Raw genomic sequence first — 18,026 nt, forward strand, 5'->3', positions numbered from 1 at the left:
TCTCCCCAAAAATAAAAACGGATGCCATCACTGCTTGCTTCCCCCGAAAAACACGCAATAAAGCACTAGCAGCGCAGAACCAAGTAGAAGGGAAAATGCAGGGAAAAATCATCTACTAGCTGGATGATAAACAATTTTACCCAACTAAATCCCTAGTAATCAAGTTACGTCAATAGTGATAGAAGTAATACCGACTTTTGGTATATCCTGCGAAGTATTTCCCGTTGCTACCCTAAGATAGATGCAATTTTACGAAGGAAGGAGAAAGAAGTAAGAAGGAAGAAGCGCTAAACTCAACTTACCTTATTGATCACAAGTGTATTGAGAGGTAACAGACATTTATAGCGATGGGAAAACCTATTAACGTAGTAACTTAACTTCGCTACTTAATCATTTGTTTTACTTCCTTCTTCCCTCTGTCTTCTTCCTTAATTCTTGAGGACAATTACTCATGGGTAGATTAAACAGGCAAGTACACCCCGAAGTGACTTTAACACTTGACTTTGGTGGGAGCGGAACTAAGGGAATCGCACAAATCCGAGGTGGCAAGCCAACAGCTATTTGGATGGAACCCTCTGTTATCGAAGCAACCAAAATCTCTCTGGCATTCCAAACTCGCAATCTGGGTAATGCATATCCAGAAAACACAGCTTGGGTGGGAATTGGTGAAGATTATCGAGCGGTGGGATACTTGGCACGGAGTACATACAACGCCACACCTGGATTAAAACCACGCAAGTATGAACTGGCTTTGTACAAAACCCTGGCTGTTGTGTGGGCAATCAAGCAAAAATTCAAGTTACCCGACTCCTTCGACATTTCTATCGCGCTGCTGCTACCACCAGGAGAATTTGAAGATTCGGCGTTGCTGAAACCGATGCTCAGGGATGCTTTAGCTGAATTTGAGACACCAACAGGAGAACTAAAGGCGAATTTGATTGGTTATGAGTGCTTTCCAGAGGGTGGTGGAATCTATGCGATGTATTGTAAAAACACAGGTGAAGCAATTCGGCGCAAAGTTATCGCCTTAGTGATGTTAGGGTATCGCAATGCCTCCGTAATGATATCGCGGCGGGGTATTTTGAATCGGGGAAAAACTACTAATTTGGGCATGTCCAAGATGCTGGATTTAGTCATCGATCGCACGTCTGGTTTGGCAGCAGAGGAATTAATCAGAGCTATTATATCTGCTGGCAGCGAACCTAAACCCCAACATTTCCATCATCTATGCAGTTCCAGTAATCATAGAAATACAGAAATCGAGAAAATCATACTTGCCGTCCATTCCTCCAGAGCAGAATATGCGATCGCACTCACGAATTGGCTAAAGGAAGTATTGCCATCACGCAACGAATTAGACGAGGTGATTATTTGTGGTGGTACAGCTGATTATTTACGAGAAGAGCTAGATACTGTGTTTCCAATAACACCTATAGTTTGGCATGGAGGCGTAGAAATTCCATCAAACTTAAATGAACAATGGCTGGGTAGTCGTCTGGCTGATGTATGGGCATTGTCTGTATACCACAGTATCAAAGTTAGAGCAGCAAGGAGGGAGGAAGCAGCAAATGGGTAGGAAAAAGGATTTTGAATGGCGTTATCAAACACTAATTAGTTCAGATAAAGCGAAGTTACTGAGTTACATTCAAAACCAGAATTTGCATCCATTTGAAACTAAAACCATGCTGATAATGACTGCTCTGACTGCTTATTACATGCCTTTGGCACTGTACAACGAGGGTAGCTGTTCCCGCGAAAACTTGGAGTTGATATTTCTGGATGGAGTGAATGCGATTGCAAACCATCTTCGCTATGTGTCTATTGCAATAAAAGTAGACCCCGCTATTATTGCTCAGATTTTGTGTACTGCATTTGGTTTATCAGAAATAACTCACTCACACTTGGAAAAGCAATTAACTTTAGAAGCTAAATTACCTCTGCAAAATATTCACAATGAAGTAGATAACAGCGCTTTGAAAATGTGGAATTTAGCAGGAATGACGACAGATAGCGAAACTTTTGATTAGACAATATGGCGAGAATACATTTAATCGATGGCGAAAAAGGTGGTGTGGGTAAGTCGCTGTTTGCTCGTGTAATGGTGCAGTATGCGATCGCTAAAAAGCTCGAACATGCTTTAGTTGATACGGATATTACTAACCAAGATGTTAAAAGGTTTTATGACTATGCGATTGATGCCGAATTTAGCGAAGCTGTAAATAAAGGGGATAGAGCAGATATCATCTTTGAATTAGCCAGGAAACAACCCGTTATTGTGAATTTACCTGCCAACGTATTTCCAAGAGTCAATAACTGGATAAGTAGAGGACGCTTGTTAGAAGTCGCAGATAAATATGGTGTGGATATTTGTAAGTGGTTTGTTTGTGATGGGGGTTTTGAATCTATCGATTTGCTTTATCAATCGATGAATTTGTATAAAGATAAGATGCTCCATGTCTTGGTTAGGAATTTGGCTAAAACCGACGATTGGAGTTTTCTAGAAGATGATATTAACTACCAAGAGTTCAAGAATAAACACAAAAATACTCTCAAAATAATTGACTTCCCGTTACTCTATCCGGGAGACAGATATTTCATCGATTCTAAGAAATTCCGATTTGATGCGCCAGAAATTGAAGAAACAATGCCCATAATGTCCCAGCAACGACTATCGACATTTTTAGAAGAATCAAATTGTGCGATTGAAAATACTCAATTGTGGGCAAAGGATAAGCAAGCAAAGAAAAAATAACTTTTGAAATCATCAATAGATAAAAAAGGGTAGTTTTATGAAGTATAAACTTCAACCTTTATATTTGACGGATCAATCTTTTAATGGGAATGTGATAACCAGTGATGAAGAGAAATATATGGGGAGACTATATATTCTTGCTACAGAAGATGGTAAATTGCTTAATCTTGGTTATTTGATGCTCAAATCAATTTAACTGAAAGAGTTATGAATGAGTACGAAAGTCAAAAAACTAACGAATTTGTATTTGTACCTTTTGGAACTGTGACTGTATATGCAGAAGAAAATTATTTTGTGTTGCGTGACTCTGAAGATGAACATACGATCTTCACTGCAACCTTCGATACTGATGTTATTCATGGGTTGAATGATATTGATGCTCTCAAGATTGAGATGATTTTGAGTCAATTAGAGACGGAAGATTATCGACGAATTAGAAATAGCGAACAAGAAATAGAAGTTGATAAAACCGAAATTAAGCAACAAACAGGAATGGAATATGGTACATAGTTTGCGACAAGTGAAAAACGAAAGTTATTTGAATCGCTTACTGGAAGGAAAAGATGCAGATTTTCAAAGACGGGTTTTAGCAGTAGCAGTCGAACATGGTCTATCGACGAGTGACCCATTATTCCTGATTATGCTGGCAACTGGTCAACTTCAGGTGTTGTTGGAGGATAAACCTAACGAGCTAGATAACCTATTTAAACGCTGGTCAGAAGCAATTTACGACCACTTGGAGAAGGCAAAACGTACTGCTGTAAGTGGTCAGGAGGTGGAAATCCGCAAGATGGTTGACCGATTAATTCAACATTGCGAGTCAAAAGAGCGCAGTCGTCTGGGGGTAATGTTACCAGCGATGGGATTGTTAGTGGTTGCGATCGCATTTGGTGTTTTGGCTGGATTATCCGTTCCTGTTTGGTTAGATGGGGGATATGTAAAAGCGAAACCGAAGTTACTGACAGTTGCGGAGGTGGAAAACTTGCGGTGGTTAAAAAGCGATCGCGGGAAGTTAGCGTGGAATATTCTGACTTGGAATTCTGAGAGTTTGAGCAATTTAAACTGTACCAAAAATTCGGAACAAAGGGCTGTAGTGACCAAAGAGAAAAGACAACATATTACTGGTCAAAGTGATTATTGCTTATTGCGAGTTAAACCACCTTAATAAAGGAGGGAAGGAGTGCAGGAGTGAGAGAGCGAGGAAAATAAGAAGCAACAGCAACTTATATTTTTAATTTCCTTCCTCTCTCACTCCCAATTCCCAATTCCCAATTTCCTCCCTCACTCTCTCTCTCCCCATCTCTCCCTCCCAATTCAATCTTGGAGAAAAAATGAAATGACAGAAATCAATTTTGATAGCCACTCCAACAGCTACAACACTGTGATAGAAACGGAAAATAATTCACTCGTAAAATTTCAACAATCCGACTCTCAAAATATGGATAAAATTCGTGTGGTTCTTATTGAAGACCATGAACTTTCTCTTATCGGCATTAGAACAATACTCAAGCGAGATGACAACATTTTAATTGTGGGAGAAGCAACTAATGGAACAGATGGATTACATCTATTAAATAAATTACAACCTGATATTGCCATTATCGATATTGGTTTACCCGATAAAGATGGAATTCAAATAACGCAGGAAATTAAACAAAGTCATCCAGAAATAAAAGTTATCATTTTAACTCTACGTGATAGTAAAGAAACCGTATTAACAGCATTTGCTGCGGGTGTAAATTCTTACTGTATGAAGGATATTGGCTTCGAGAAACTTATCGAAGTTATACATCTGACCTATTGTGGTCACACTTGGATTGACCCTGCGATCGCACATTTTTTACTCGAACAAGTCAAGAAAAATTTCGATAGATATAACTCCCATTACTCGGATAATTATCTTGATGAAGAAATGGAAGATTTATACACGTTAACTGAGAGGGAATTAGAGATATTGCAGTTGATTGTTGATGGGAATAGGAATGCATCAATTGCAACAAAATTGTATATCACTCTGGGAACTGTGAAAGCCCATGTTCGGAATATTCTCATTAAAGTTGGTGCAGAAGACCGTACCCAAGCTGCGGTTCATGCTTTGCGTTACGGTTTGTTGAATTAATCCGCATAGCCTGACGTGAGTGCGAACCTAGAACTATTAGAATTGGCTATAAAGCTTATTAGGTATGGATTTCATGTTGCGAACCTGAGTTATTGCTTGAGTATTTGGTTAAGCGTCCGGTGAAATTCAATCCACGGGCAGTACATTATCAGAGGTAATGCACGATGTCTAGTTTATCGGTTTTTGAATTTGAGTCAAAACAAGTTCGGTTTGTAGGGACTGAAGACTGCCCCGAATGGATAGCTCAAGACGTTTGCGATGTACTTGAAAACGGGCAGGCTTGGAATATTTTGCGAGATTACGACGAAGACGAAAAGGGTCTATATAGTATACAGACCCTTGGAGGGGAACAGCAAATGCTGACTGTGACTGAGCCTGGGCTTTATCGCTTGATTTTTAAGTCGCGCAAGCCCGTGGCAAAACGTTTTCAAAGATGGGTACTTCATGAAGTACTACCCAGCATTCGTAAGACAGGGAAATATGAGATTCCGCAACCCCAAAACATTCTTCCACTTCCACCAACAGATATTCGTTTGGTTAATTTTGTGAACGCGCTCTCTGTGATTGGTATTGATACGACTAATCCAAGAATTAATCAAGCGGTTCAAGATTTAGTAAGCAATCAAATATTTGGGATACAACCACAATTATCTGCACAAACAGAACGCTGGCAAGGAGTAGCAGAGATAGCTGAATCAATTGGTTACAGCCATATTCCACGCGATTTAAGCTTACGCACTCAGCTAGGTAAATTTGTGTCGCGCTATGCCGAAACACACCAGTTAGTTCGCAAACAGGAAAGACGTTTGTGCAATGGTACGATGCGAGATATTTGGTTGTACCTTGTAACGGAGCAGTTGAAAAATTTGATAGAAACTTGGTGTCGAAATTGCGGATAAAAACTACTAACTGCAAGCCGATAAGAAAACGTGCTAATTGCCTTAAGATGATAAAAACCCCTACTTATCACAACTAGGGGTTTTTTATCACTCAGTAACAATATAAAGCTTGTGGATAAAGGATTTGATGCTGCAAACCTGAGATGATGATGGGCGAACGAATTATGTCGCGCAAGCTTCGCGCTCCGTCCTAACATCCCTAATAAGTGCGTTCCTAATAGCCGTAACTACGGAATTTATCGCAAACATCCAGTTAAAAAAGTTGCACAGTAAACCCTTACATTCGTGATTTGCCGCAACTATCCTTAGAAGTAACAAGCGAGGTAATAGCCCCGTAGAAGTCGATGCATTAGTAGTGCTAAACAATATCTAATAATAAAATAATACATAAAATGAAAAATAGCACTTACCAGTGGGAAAAGCCACTGGTTAACCCTAAAATACTCAAGGAATTACATACTAATGTCAGCCACAGTCATAACTGGCGCATATTGATATTTCTCACTTTGTACGTTGTAGCTGCTGATGCTGCTTTTTTACTATCCCAAACAATTACAAGTAATTGGTACTACCTTGCTTGTTTACCCTTGTATGTAGTGGCAGCAGCTTCATTACATGGCATTAGTTTATTTACCCACGAGGGAGTGCATGGAGTTCTTCACCAAAACCCCCATTGGAATCGCATTATTAGTATTATTTGTGCTTTACCTGTTGGACAAAATTACTCAGCTTATAAAGTTTTACATCTCCAACATCATCAACATCTGGGCTTAAAAGGCGACCCAGACCATTACAGTAATTATACGAAGTGGAATTGGTTGCAATTTTTAATGCACTGGGGACGCTTAATTATTGGTTATCCAGTTTATTTAGTTGTAATTCCAATTTTAGGATTTCGTCAAGGCAATGCCGCAGACAAGATTTGGATTGTGATTGAAGTTGTATTGTTGGGAATTGTGACTACAGCATTAATTCTTTCTCCGATTGAGAGGGATTTACTTATTTCTGGCTGGTTAATACCAATGATGTTTATTAATACAATGGTAAATATTCGTGGTATGAGTCAGCATACGTTGTTAGAACATGAATTCGACCCAATTCTCGGCACGCGAACGATTACAACCAATGCAGTAACACGTTTTTTTATGTGTAACGAGAATTATCATCTCGAACATCATTTATACCCTGGTGTACCCTGGTATAATTTACCGAAATTGCATCAAGAACTCAAGGATGAACTCATCTCACTTCAGGCACCATTCATTCCTTCATATCTATCATTTGTATGCGATTTTGTTCTCGCTAGCTTCAGGAAATCCCCTGTTGGAAGTGTTGTTATAAAAAAATAGCTTTATCTAAAAAAAATTGAATATATATATTATGCAAATATTGAAACCAAAGCAAATTGCGAACGCAAAAACACCAGAATTATCTTGGGCAGAATTAATAGAATTACCAACTTTAGAAATGGCTGTGGCACAAGTGGCGACAACTTATAATTTTTGCCAGCATCCCTACTTTATCTGGAGCGATGATTCCGTAACTAAGCGCGATGATTTTCTGAACAGCCAATTACCATTTCGCTATGCAGTAGAGTTCTTTCCCCAAGCATTAGCTGCCGTTCTCGCACGCATTCCCACCCTGGAAGCGCGACTATTAATATTTGCGAATATCGCCGAAGAACATGGCTACGGAAATACTCTACGTTCCCATAAATTTACCTTTCAGGAATATTTACAAGCTTTGGGAGCAAATGAAGTTGAGTTAAATACACCCTGTTCAACCTCAGTTTTGGCTTTCAACCAATCAATTTTATCTTTTTGTTTAACTCAAAGTCCCGAAGCCGGAGCCGCGATGTTAGGCATAATTGAATACTTGTATGTGGGAATTAGTGCAAATATCGCCCGCATTATCAGCGAACGAAATTGGGCAATTCCTGGTAGCCAGTCCCATTACAAAAATCACGAAAAACTTGATACCGAACATGCTAGAGATTTGTTGAACATGGCAAACCCAGCTTGGGGAGAAACAACAACGCGATCGCATGTTGCCCAAGCCCTTGTTCTCGGTGCTTACTATTTTTGGAGACTTTACAGTGATTTATGCCCCACCCTCTGATATCGCATTTTCTCAAGTTCGTGAAGATCCAACTATCGAAATGCGAGTTATCAAGCAATTAGCTCAAACTCAAAACCATCCGTTACGATTGTTGCTAATTGCATCAGGAGGCTGTACGGTACTAAGTTTACTTTCGATTTCGGAAGTGGCAGAAATCGCAGCCGTTGACTTGAATCCGGCACAAATTCATTTAGTTGAATTACGACGACAAGCATTATTAAATTTACCAATCGCAGCCCAATTAGACTTAATTGGGGCAAACAAAGCAACTTCTGAAGCCGAACGAATCAAGTTATATAAAAAGATTGCATCTAAACTACCAACTTCAACCAGAAATTACTGGGATGCACGGGAGCAGCAAATCGCTTTTGGCATCAACCGAGTTGGTAAATTTGAACAATTATTTCGTGAATTGTCAGCAAGCTTTACTGAGATTGGTTTTGACCCACTCAACAAAACCCAAGAGGCAATTGAAAGTCCTCAATGGCGCTCACTTTTTGAGAATGTATTTGAACGTGATAAACTTGCAGTTATTTTTGGGGAGGCTGCTGTTAATTACTCGATGGATCGAAGCTTTGGTGAACATTTTGCGGATGTTTTTGCTCATTCACTCCAAAAATTTGTTTCCACAAAAAACTATTTCATCACACAAGTATGGTGCGATGCTTACACAGACGAAATTGATGGAGTTCCGCTTTACCTACAACCATTAGTCCAAACTTCGATTCGGCAACTTGGAACCGAGCGATTAAAATTGCATCAAGGCACTTTTGTCGAAAAAATGATCGAGTTGGGTGCTGATAAACCCTTTGACCTGATCCAATTTTCTAATATTTCCGACTGGATGCCGCCTCAAGACCTAGATAATATGCTACTTCAAGCAGTGCATGTTTTGAAACCCGGTGGTGCATTGATTGGCAGACGACTTAACGGCGACCATCATTTAGCATCACTGATGGCTGCACATATTTTCGTTGATGAAAATTTCAGCCGCGAACTTTTGGAGTCAGACAGTTCATTTTTCTATCGTGAAGTTGTCGTTGGGTGGAAAAGATAATGAGATTTCACCGGATAACGAACCAAGAACGGCACTTGTATCAACCAGGAATTGTTGCCATCGAAAAAACTGCCACATATCCTTTAGGCGATGATTTTTTTCAAATTGACCACGGCAGCGATTATTTTGCTTTTTTCGACCGTCTTGGTAAAGTTAATTATTATGCGATGTGCGATAACGAAAATATTGCGGCAGTTGGGGCTGGTGTATTGCGACAAATTCCCTACCAACAAGGCTCTTTCCCCAAAGAAGCCTGGTATCTTTGTGATTTAAAAGTTCATCCAAACTACCAAAAAAGACACTTATCCCTAAGAATTCTTAGCCAAGCTATTTATGATGGAATTCGCGAATGTGCTAGTGGTTATCTGATTTCGATGAATCCTGGTGATGGTAGCACCAACCGTTTAGTACAAATTTTAGAAAGGTACTCATTAGTAAAATTTACAGCATCTAGCCAGTTAGGAATTTACAGCCTTGATGCCACAACAATGAATAGCATTGCCCCCTTAATCAAAGAATACCAAGGAGATATTTCTTACCTATCACTCCAAGGAATCAAAGACTTGCGATTGCTAAGTACGAATAATATATTGCCTCTTGCTCATGTTCAATGGGCAGCAAATGCTCATAAAGGGATGTCGGAAGTGATACCAGGCTATACTCATATGTTCTGTATACCTAGTAGTGACGAATTTACGAGAATACTCGCTCAGAAAGCGATTTTCCCTAACGCCACTGCAAGTATTGTTAGTCATGGGATGGATAATAGCGACTGGCGATTTATTTTAACCAGTGATATTTAATCGCTGAAGACTTACTTTTGCTACTGCGGAACAGGAAACTAAAAAATCGCTATAAAGCCCAGTCAGATTAGGTTTGTGCTGCGGAACTGGGCTAGCGATCGCAATAAAAGTTTCAATTAAGTAATCGCGCAGAATTATTTACACACAAGGATCTAGTTTGGACAAGGGTTTCATGCCTTAATACTGTGTAATTAATTGTGTTTAACTACTTACTCCCTCTGAAAATTTGTTGATGCTGGTTTGACAAATTTTTGACTTGATTCCACCGTTAATATTTCAAAATCTCGCTTCTCCTCGTATGTAAATTTACATACCTGTACAGCTTCCTCTCTCCGTAGTTTGTACAAAGTTCCACGATTACCAACCTCATCAACAACCCGCAACATCTCCGACGGTTCGTGATAGATCGCTCGATACTTCCCGTCCCCAAAAGTCGCTGTTTGCATTTCCTCACCAGTATTTGCAGGATTCTCTTTCAAACACGCGATCGCCTGCTTTAACATCTGTTTTTCCCACTTCTCTCGCTGAACTGGTTCGATTGGTGACACAGGTGCTTTAATGCGATCGCTCAATTCCTCATTAGCCTTAATTTTCTTTTCTCTAACCAAAACTTCTTCCTTAGTCCAAACTTGAGGATATCGAATCGTTTCCGGGTCAACTTTAATATTGGCGATAGTCACTGGTGCTGGTTCTAATACTCCTTGAAACTTAAATCCATCAATTTTAATACCCCTTGCATTTAACCTTTCACTCAATAATTTAAAAGATTCCTTATCAATTACACCCAAGGGTTTATCGTCAATAAAAACAAGAGGTGCGCTCGCTTTAACATTCTCAGCAATTTTAATTATAATTACCCCATCTTCCCCTTTCCATTCTCTTTCTGGAAAAGCATATTTTTTCAACTGTCCGACTTTTAATTGATTTCCTTGGGTACTCGTAATAATTACCGATGCGCTAGGTGGAGAAGTAATTTCTGCGGTAAAAGATGTACCGATTGGCAACTGTGCTGATTCACTGCGAAATACTCCCAATTTCTTATTTTCAGCCACCAACCAGCGTTTATTCTGGTCTGGATTTGCAGGGTCAGGCAATTGTTCTACGTGACACTCAACTTTTTCTCCCACCCATTTACGTCCCAAATGCTCGTTACTAGGTTTGTGGGTTCCCACGACTGCAAATTCGGTAAATTGTAGTTTATCGAGTCTTCCAACTAATTCCTCCCCAAATATGGCAAAAGCAGCCGATGTTTTCTTAAAACCTCGCTCTACATCTTCCTTACTTGCGGTGGAAGCTTGCCACATCGCTGCTGCAACTGCTTCTTTTTCTAAATCGGGGATACTTTCTCTAGCAGTGATCGCATACTCCCTTACTTGTGTAAAAGCTGCCTTAACTTGACTTGGTGCAAATCCCGGTATAGCTTCTTTCGTCAGGTTTCTAAACTCAGAAAATTGCTTTAGACTACCATGAAATTGCTGTAAACAAGCTTCTGAAATATATCCTAAATGCTTACTTTGCTGCTGACCATTACTTTTTAACTTCGGCTTTCCCTCTTCATCAAATACAGGAGCGATCGCAATCCATTTATTCTGACTTTTACTGTAGGGACTTTTATTCTCAACAAGCGTAATATCGAGTTTTCTGTCATCAAAAATATTAGGATGCTTTTTCTCAGCTAAACCAACAATTTCAATTTGCTGACCTTGAGAATTGGTAGCGACAATCTTTAAACCTGGAGATTGTTCGGCTTCCCGACCGATTGCGATCGCTCGATGAATTAACGAATCATATATTTTCTTGATTTGGACTGCGCTTGCTTTTTGAGTGGCTGTAAACTCAACTCCTTTGAATAAATCCTGAAATTGTTGAGTCGATCGTGCGGTTATTGCATTTTCAGTAAAAGCATTGTTGGTCATCCTTGCCATCATATCAATCGCACCATGACCTTTGCTGTTTATATCTCTTTTGGTATACACATCTGCCGATTTTCTCTCTTCAACCCAAGGTGCAACATCAAAGCTTTTAATAATAGTATTGCAAGCATTAACAACCTCTGGATTGGAACGATTAGCACTTTTTCCTCGGTCAACCTCGATTTGTAGCTGTCCTCCCAAGGTTCCCGCAACATCGTGGTAAAACTTACCTATTTTTTCTAATAAATTTTTAATACCTAATTCTGGAATTGTATAGTTTTGATTTTGCTCTCGATTCGTAGGAGGACATAATTGTGCAAGTTCGACGATATGCGATCGCAGATTTTCGGGATACTTAATTTGACCAAAACCCTGATTTTCGGCTTTTAACATTTCTACCGCAGCACAGGAAATATTCCGAATAAATTTCCCTGCTTCCCCATCTGGAATTGAGACACACTCATTTTCCAGCGCAATTCCCTTCATACATAAATTGGCAACCAAACCAATTTTGTTTTCCATCGCATCTAACGCAATTTGTTCAAAAGAACCTGTATAGGCTTGCTTCTCTGGTTTAATAATCTCCGCATAACGATTTTCTTGAATTTGTTTTTGCTTAATCTCGGTTGCGGTGTGGGGGAATTGAGATGAGAGTGCGATCGCCATCCTATCCCCGTCGCAATCGGACAGCGAATGCTTTAATCCCTGGGGTGACAATTTGATTGTACCAATGTCATGAGGTTCGTTTGGTAAATGGCGATTGATATAAACATCTACGGTGTTAGAATTCGCAGTGGGACCACGATAAACAATCAACTCTGCACCGTCAGGAAATTTAGGATAACAAACCTCATTCGTTGCTAAATCATGACAAGTTTGTGCCATCGCTGAGTCAAATTTAATAAACCTCCCCGTGGCACAATCCATATATTGCTCGCGCAAATATTCCTGAAGTTTATCTATAATTTTGGGATGCTCTAATAATTGATAATGACCTTCTAAATCTGCTCTCAAAATTCGATAAATTAAATTATGCTCACTATTACTTGATGAAAACATCTCATCAATTTGATTTTCAATATCTCCCAAATCCAAGTTGTCAAAATCAATCAAATCCTCATTTTCCATCAGAGATTGTATCTGATGCTTAAATCGAGCATCCATTGCGTTAACATAATCTTGAGCAATTTTTCGAGGGTCATCGGCAATATCTCTAAGTTCTTCTAAACGTCTTTCTAATAGGGGAAGAACATCATTTTTAACACCTTCAGGAAAAGAATTCCAAAATTGAGCGCCAGTTGAAGTGATACCGTAATAAGCATCAGTTTTATTCCCAATCCCCATTGTCATAATGTATTCCCCCGGTTGAAGAGGAGCAGGAGAGCGGAGGATGGGGGGAGTGGGGGAGTTTACAGGTAAGGAATATTTCTCAACTGCATTACCTGTTTTTATCGATCCAATTTTCCCACGCTCTCCCAATTCCTCGCGCTCCCGCTCCCCCACAGTTCGTCCCTTAAGTTGATCGGAGGAAATAATTAAATCATAACCATTCCCTATCTCGCTTAAATCCCGTGGAGCGAATGTACCTTTTCCCAATTGCCAAGTTTTAACAAGTGGTTGATTTTCCTCATCTACATCTAACCTGGCACGTCTTTGTTTAATACCAAAACGGGTTTGAAATGGCGTTGATTCTTGATTTCCTAATGATGCATGAAGCCTTACATCTATTTTCCCATCACCGTCACCAACAAGTGCGATCGCATCATAATTAGGCATCACCCCACCATTCTCTCCGGTGTTTGCATCCACTACCAAAACTCGTAAATTTTCCCGTTCCGAGAAGCTTTTGCAAGGTGTAAACAAATTTGAGCCGTATGCAGCACCAAAGTGAGCTTGGTCAAAAAGCTTTTCTCGCAACCCTTCATCCATAAAATAGAAGCGGCGATCGGCTGAAAATTCCAAGCTCAATCCTTGGGGTATAAATTGCTTCAAATCTTCTTCTGTCGTCAATCCCTGATATACAACTCCCAATTTAAACGTGGCGTTGGGAGCAAAATATTCTGCTAGACAGTGTTCGATTTTTTCTATAACTGGCTCACCATTAGCGATGATTGGTTTACCCGTTTTAGTGCAGAAGTGTTCGAGGGTAATTGCCATAAACAATGATTCAATTCATAATTTCATCTCCCAATTTATTGATTAGTTCGTTGATGTTAAGTAAGCCCTTAGTAAATAATTTATCTATCACTAATGACGTAAATCAAATCTATTTCATTAAATATTGATATAATTTACATTAACTGGTATTTATGTACTATTAAGAGATAAAATTATGGATGGATTAAAACCAACGGTATTACAAACTTCGGTTTGGGACACTGATAATCTTGGAGATTTGATTGCTGAAGGTGCAATTCATTGTGATGATTTATCATTACGTGCTGTTGCGGAAGCAGAAAGAGAAGAGTATCTACGTTTATCACGGGAATGGGATGAAAAAATGGAAGAATATTGGAATTCTGTAGATTGGGAAGAATTAAAAGTCCAGTCGAAATCAGCCACAGAAGATGGGGATTTTCTTTGAAAGAAGTAGACAGATTACTACTTGAAAATCTGTCTACTTGTATTCATTTTTAGGGAATTTGCTTAGTTCGCAGGTACTTTAATTTCATTCAATATCCTTTCCACCTGTTGGGGTTGGGTTTTTAACTTGGCTTCGATTTGTGTTCTCAAAACTGCTAACTTTTGATATTTCCCATCAACCCTGTCTGCAATACCCAACCTTCGCGCAGCAGTACGAATACGAGGTTGCGGTAACTTTTGAATTAATTGTTGAAGTGATTCAATGTCAACATTGTTAGCTGTATTCATAATCAAATACTTAGTTCGTACTGTATTTACTGGTACAAATTTAGCTACTGGTTTAAGGTAAGGAAGCGTATTATTTATTTCTGTGTTTGGCTTGGAAGGTAATGAATTTGAGCCTTGACTTTGGCAATCCCACAAATCCACTAAACCTACACAGAAATCATAAGTGATTAATATTGCAAAAGCTAACATTAAAACAATGATGAGAGTATTCAATACGATTTGAGTATTTTCCATTTTCGATATCTCCTATGTCCAGCGTGAAGTGGATGCTGGTATCTCACATCCTTTCCCCCGTGAGGGGACATAAGAGGCAGGGGAGCGGGGAGCAGGGAGGAGGATTGGAAGGAGCTTGTACTCCGACCAATCGAGAACGCTCTCTTATGGGCGGGGCTTGATACCCATGTTCCGCTCCGCTTCACGGCTTCTCTACGAGACGCTCCACGAACGGGACAGGGATTGCTCCCCCTGCTCCCTGCTCCCTGCCCCTCCGCCTCTTCGGTCATCTCGATTTGCAATTCTCAGTACCCGCTATCGCAGCATGGGAAGCAAGCTACGCAGCTCGCAGTTAATTACGAATTGCAAATTGGTTTTGGATATTGCTGCATTATTCTGTCAATTTCTACAACTTTACCGTCTGGTGTATAAACTAATCCTTCTGACATCGCCAGCACTATCCGCTCTTTTCTTGCCCATTCAAACCAGGCTTTTACTCCGGAATCTAAGGTATTTTTGGGCTTTTCACCCTTCTTACAACTGTTGATAAATAGTCCAGTGGGATTGTTGCACCATCCCTCATTTACCGCTTCTTTCACACGAGCGATCGCACTCTCTACATTCTCCCAATGTTTCTTAATCACCCCCAAACAAGGGTCTGGGTTAATGCGTAATCTTTTTAACTCAGTACAAATTTCTCTAATTTCTGATTTATTCGGTTTACCCAAAGTCGTATCAACTTCGTTTTCTTCTTCAATTTCGCCGCCGGAAAATTGACCCCCATTACTATCTTCAGAGCTAAACGAGTCAAGAATTTTTATGTCTCCAGCGCAGTGAGTAATCTGGGGTGGCTCATAATCAACTTCTTCTTTTTCTTCCACATCAGCAAAGTGTTGTTGTGGAGAGAACTCTTCTGAAGAGAAGTCTTTGATATGATCTGTTGATTTTGAACACATCGAACTATCCAACGCGATCGCATCGATGTGTTCATTTTGGACAAGAGCTTCTACAGCCTCAAGGTTAAGCGTGTACCAATTTGCTTGGTAATAAGTTTTGGCTGATAGTCTGTTGATGCCAATTAACCCAAGCATTTTCAGGTTTCTGATTACTCTTCTGACCGTACTAACAGATAATTGCAGTTCTTCTGACCATTCCTGGTATGTCTTCCAAAACCATTTAATCCCATCAATCACTTTGCCTGCAGATATGCTCATCCAATAATGTATCTGCTGCAAGCAAATAGCTTCATTCCTACCGATTTTTACTGCTAACTCTGTTGAGTAGAGTAAATGCTGTCCGTCATGTAAAAGTTTACTCATTGTTATAACTTCCGAAATCATAAACAATTCGCGGTACTAGCAGAGTGAGAAGCAAGCTACGTGATTCGCCATTCATAGCTGTAATGTAGCAAGCATATCTAAATAACTTAATAACCTTTCAGCACTTCTCGAAAAGCCTGTAATCTTCCAATTTGCGCCATTTGGACAACGTTGTTAAAATGCTGGGATACATCGACACCGGAGTTAAAAGCGCTAATTTTTGCTCTTTCTACCGTGTCTTTTTTCTTGGTAATTCGATACTTGGATGATTCAGTTTGTTACTAAAGTTCCCTAGTCAGTTGCTCATTTCCCACACTAGCAGATGATTACATTTGTGATTGAAAGATACCCTTAATTTACGGGAATTTGTTTAGAATCAAGATGCCTAAAAGGCTTTTTACGCTTACGACATATTTCCAAAGACATATTTACAACTATCAAAAATTTAACTGTCAACGTTAGAAATAAGTTGAAGCTAAAATCTACCGAAGTGCAATAATTGCACTTCGGTGAAAATCAATTTAGTAATGATCTACCGAACGGCAAAATTTGCCTATCGGAGATTAAAAGCATCTAAATAATCAGAATGCATCAATATTTTGACTACTTAGCTTTATTGCTGTGAAATAAGCACCATCACTACTGAACCTAAAATCTACTCTCGATCTATTTCGCGTACTTTTGTCAAATACAGTTTGATGTTATTTATCCTCCCGATTCCACACCTCCCCATGTTTTAAGTATGAGAACTTTACAGCAAATTGCAATCAAACGTACCACAGATAGAAACATTAAAACCAATCATGGAATTCGTTCTCCAATCATTTTTGTGGCGAGTTTGCTCAAAAATTGCTGTAAATCAATCAAAAAGCGCTCGATTTCTTTGCTGTCACCTTCAATCCATAAACAGGATTATTAACAATATCATTTCCGTAGGGTGTCAGGTTTGAGAAATCTCCGTTTTCTGTCATCTGTCGCTCTGTACATCTATCTTTCCACCAACTCCAAGCAAACCAACCGATTTGCTGCTGTTTTAAAATCGGCAACAATTTTTGATAGGTAAAATTATTTTGGGGAGCATGGTTTTTACCAGTACCATCAAGGTCGTAATAGCAATATGAAGTTGAATTATTAATGTTTTCATCTTGTTTATTAGCAATTTCACCGAAAACTATCGGTAAATTAGCATCGATCGCGGTTTTGAGGTGTGGGATACCATTATAACCAGCCCAATAAGCATGACCGCTAAATAGAAGATTGCGCGAGCGATCGCTATTAATTAATTCCTTGCCGATCTTTGTAAACACCTCAATTGACGTACCGCAATCGGGTGCGTCAATCATAATGGGAACTTGTAAGTGTTGACGGATTCTAGCGATCGCATTTTTGTAAGCATCTTTAAATGAGTTTAATGCAGTTGTGGGATTATTTGACCAACGATAAACACCCAATTCGTTAGCAAGGTTAATAATGAGATACTTTTGATGTTTCTTAAGTACACTCAAAACGGGTTTGGATGTCCACCAGGGAATTAACTCGCTATTTAGTAAATTTACATTGGATTTACAGGTTAAATCTGCCAAATATACAATTGGAATGATACGGTTGGCTCTACATCTAGTCAGAAATTTATCCAAATCTGCAATTGAATAACTAGGGCGATCGGCTTGACCATAGTTTTTATACCATTGAATTCTAACAGCGTTAGCTCCCGTCTTGGCTAATTCTGTGAGTTTATCGGTTTGAGGAAAATTCCAATCATCTAGTAAGGGTAGATTAATTCCTCGTAAAACAATTTTGTTTCCTAGAGAGTCGTATAAGAACCTACCTTTCGTATAAAAAGTATTGCGATGAATCGGTTTTTGGGGATTGAATGGTTTAGCAATAACCTCAAAGGGAGATAATAAAGTTGCACCACAAGTAAATCCAGCCAAATTTAAAAATTCACGACGTTCCATAAGG

17 protein-coding genes are annotated in these 18,026 nt (G+C 39.4%); 13 read left to right on the plus strand and 4 right to left on the minus strand.

Translation table 11 applies throughout. From position 1 onward, the window contains the following. The first annotated feature begins 451 nt into the window (after positions 1-451). From CAL6303_RS10755 to CAL6303_RS10805, 12 genes are all read left to right on the plus strand, one after another. Positions 452-1,576 (plus strand): ParM/StbA family protein, encoded by a 1,125-nt coding sequence (locus CAL6303_RS10755; RefSeq protein ID WP_015197879.1) that lies wholly within the window; start codon positions 452-454, stop codon positions 1,574-1,576. After that, positions 1,569-2,027: a hypothetical protein gene (locus CAL6303_RS10760; protein WP_015197880.1), complete on the plus strand. Its 459-nt coding sequence runs from the start codon at positions 1,569-1,571 to the stop codon at positions 2,025-2,027. The genes CAL6303_RS10755 and CAL6303_RS10760 overlap by 8 nt, the downstream gene beginning before the upstream one ends. A 5-nt stretch (positions 2,028-2,032) precedes the next feature. Next, on the plus strand, positions 2,033-2,752 hold the full coding sequence (locus tag CAL6303_RS10765) for a mobilization protein MobD (RefSeq protein WP_015197881.1): 720 nt from the start codon (positions 2,033-2,035) through the stop codon (positions 2,750-2,752). Positions 2,753-2,789: 37 nt separating this feature from the next. Then, a complete protein-coding gene (locus tag CAL6303_RS30290; RefSeq protein ID WP_015197882.1) occupies positions 2,790-2,948 on the plus strand; it encodes a hypothetical protein in 159 nt (52 codons plus the stop codon). An 11-nt stretch (positions 2,949-2,959) separates the two neighbouring features. Then, complete coding sequence (locus CAL6303_RS10770) at positions 2,960-3,262, plus strand: hypothetical protein (protein WP_015197883.1); 303 nt, start codon at positions 2,960-2,962, stop codon at positions 3,260-3,262. Further along, positions 3,252-3,917 (plus strand): DUF6753 family protein, encoded by a 666-nt coding sequence (locus tag CAL6303_RS10775; protein ID WP_015197884.1) that lies wholly within the window; start codon positions 3,252-3,254, stop codon positions 3,915-3,917. The genes CAL6303_RS10770 and CAL6303_RS10775 overlap by 11 nt, the downstream gene beginning before the upstream one ends. A gap of 273 nt (positions 3,918-4,190) precedes the next feature. Then, positions 4,191-4,871, plus strand: a complete 681-nt coding sequence (locus CAL6303_RS10780) for a response regulator (protein WP_041740419.1) — start codon at positions 4,191-4,193, stop codon at positions 4,869-4,871. A gap of 164 nt (positions 4,872-5,035) precedes the next feature. Then, entirely contained in the window at positions 5,036-5,770 is a 735-nt protein-coding gene (locus CAL6303_RS10785; protein ID WP_015197886.1) for a Bro-N domain-containing protein, read from the plus strand. Positions 5,771-6,162: 392 nt separating this feature from the next. After that, positions 6,163-7,119, plus strand: a complete 957-nt coding sequence (locus CAL6303_RS10790) for a fatty acid desaturase family protein (protein ID WP_015197887.1) — start codon at positions 6,163-6,165, stop codon at positions 7,117-7,119. Between the two features lie 31 nt (positions 7,120-7,150). Then, complete coding sequence (locus tag CAL6303_RS10795; protein ID WP_015197888.1) at positions 7,151-7,888, plus strand: iron-containing redox enzyme family protein; 738 nt, start codon at positions 7,151-7,153, stop codon at positions 7,886-7,888. Then, entirely contained in the window at positions 7,866-8,945 is a 1,080-nt protein-coding gene (locus CAL6303_RS10800; protein WP_015197889.1) for a DUF3419 family protein, read from the plus strand. The genes CAL6303_RS10795 and CAL6303_RS10800 overlap by 23 nt, the downstream gene beginning before the upstream one ends. Next, a complete protein-coding gene (locus CAL6303_RS10805; protein WP_015197890.1) occupies positions 8,945-9,748 on the plus strand; it encodes a hypothetical protein in 804 nt (267 codons plus the stop codon). Before CAL6303_RS10800 ends, CAL6303_RS10805 begins: the two co-directional genes overlap by 1 nt. A 209-nt stretch (positions 9,749-9,957) precedes the next feature. Here CAL6303_RS10805 and CAL6303_RS10810 read toward each other — a convergent pair whose 3' ends face one another. Next, the gene (locus CAL6303_RS10810) at positions 9,958-13,818 is read right to left on the minus strand and encodes a hypothetical protein (protein WP_015197891.1); all 3,861 of its coding nucleotides are present in this window, start codon (positions 13,816-13,818) and stop codon (positions 9,958-9,960) included. A gap of 175 nt (positions 13,819-13,993) precedes the next feature. On the opposite strand from CAL6303_RS10810, the gene CAL6303_RS10815 reads away from it, so the two are divergent. Next, positions 13,994-14,245 carry a hypothetical protein gene (locus CAL6303_RS10815; protein WP_015197892.1) on the plus strand — a complete coding sequence of 84 codons (252 nt, stop codon included), beginning with the start codon at positions 13,994-13,996 and terminating at the stop codon, positions 14,243-14,245. 62 nt (positions 14,246-14,307) lie between these two features. On the opposite strand, the gene CAL6303_RS10820 is transcribed toward CAL6303_RS10815, so the two are convergent. The 3 genes from CAL6303_RS10820 to CAL6303_RS10835 form a co-directional block, all read right to left on the minus strand. Beyond that, a complete protein-coding gene (locus CAL6303_RS10820; protein ID WP_015197893.1) occupies positions 14,308-14,766 on the minus strand; it encodes a hypothetical protein in 459 nt (152 codons plus the stop codon). Between the two features lie 335 nt (positions 14,767-15,101). Then, positions 15,102-16,064, minus strand: coding sequence for an ArsR family transcriptional regulator (locus CAL6303_RS29115; protein WP_144051031.1), 963 nt, complete (start codon positions 16,062-16,064; stop codon positions 15,102-15,104). 863 nt (positions 16,065-16,927) lie between these two features. Continuing rightward, the gene (locus CAL6303_RS10835; protein ID WP_015197895.1) at positions 16,928-18,022 is read right to left on the minus strand and encodes a cellulase family glycosylhydrolase; all 1,095 of its coding nucleotides are present in this window, start codon (positions 18,020-18,022) and stop codon (positions 16,928-16,930) included. Positions 18,023-18,026: the final 4 nt, after the last annotated feature.

The sequence above is a fragment of the Calothrix sp. PCC 6303 genome (genome assembly GCF_000317435.1).
Lineage (GTDB): Bacteria > Cyanobacteriota > Cyanobacteriia > Cyanobacteriales > Nostocaceae > PCC-6303.

Excerpts from the sequence above, each read along its gene's own strand:
- CAL6303_RS10755 (WP_015197879.1), top strand. The coding sequence starts at position 452 with ATGGGTAGATTAAACAGGCAAGTACACCCCGAAGTGACTTTAACACTT.
- CAL6303_RS10760 (WP_015197880.1), top strand. The coding sequence starts at position 1,569 with ATGGGTAGGAAAAAGGATTTTGAATGGCGTTATCAAACACTAATTAGT.
- CAL6303_RS10765 (WP_015197881.1), top strand. The coding sequence starts at position 2,033 with ATGGCGAGAATACATTTAATCGATGGCGAAAAAGGTGGTGTGGGTAAG.
- CAL6303_RS30290 (WP_015197882.1), top strand. The coding sequence starts at position 2,790 with ATGAAGTATAAACTTCAACCTTTATATTTGACGGATCAATCTTTTAAT.
- CAL6303_RS10770 (WP_015197883.1), top strand. The coding sequence starts at position 2,960 with ATGAATGAGTACGAAAGTCAAAAAACTAACGAATTTGTATTTGTACCT.
- CAL6303_RS10775 (WP_015197884.1), top strand. The coding sequence starts at position 3,252 with ATGGTACATAGTTTGCGACAAGTGAAAAACGAAAGTTATTTGAATCGC.
- CAL6303_RS10780 (WP_041740419.1), top strand. The coding sequence starts at position 4,191 with ATGGATAAAATTCGTGTGGTTCTTATTGAAGACCATGAACTTTCTCTT.
- CAL6303_RS10785 (WP_015197886.1), top strand. The coding sequence starts at position 5,036 with ATGTCTAGTTTATCGGTTTTTGAATTTGAGTCAAAACAAGTTCGGTTT.
- CAL6303_RS10790 (WP_015197887.1), top strand. The coding sequence starts at position 6,163 with ATGAAAAATAGCACTTACCAGTGGGAAAAGCCACTGGTTAACCCTAAA.
- CAL6303_RS10795 (WP_015197888.1), top strand. The coding sequence starts at position 7,151 with ATGCAAATATTGAAACCAAAGCAAATTGCGAACGCAAAAACACCAGAA.
- CAL6303_RS10805 (WP_015197890.1), top strand. The coding sequence starts at position 8,945 with ATGAGATTTCACCGGATAACGAACCAAGAACGGCACTTGTATCAACCA.
- CAL6303_RS10810 (WP_015197891.1), bottom strand. The coding sequence starts at position 13,818 with ATGGCAATTACCCTCGAACACTTCTGCACTAAAACGGGTAAACCAATC.
- CAL6303_RS10815 (WP_015197892.1), top strand. The coding sequence starts at position 13,994 with ATGGATGGATTAAAACCAACGGTATTACAAACTTCGGTTTGGGACACT.
- CAL6303_RS10820 (WP_015197893.1), bottom strand. The coding sequence starts at position 14,766 with ATGGAAAATACTCAAATCGTATTGAATACTCTCATCATTGTTTTAATG.
- CAL6303_RS29115 (WP_144051031.1), bottom strand. The coding sequence starts at position 16,064 with ATGAGTAAACTTTTACATGACGGACAGCATTTACTCTACTCAACAGAG.
- CAL6303_RS10835 (WP_015197895.1), bottom strand. The coding sequence starts at position 18,022 with ATGGAACGTCGTGAATTTTTAAATTTGGCTGGATTTACTTGTGGTGCA.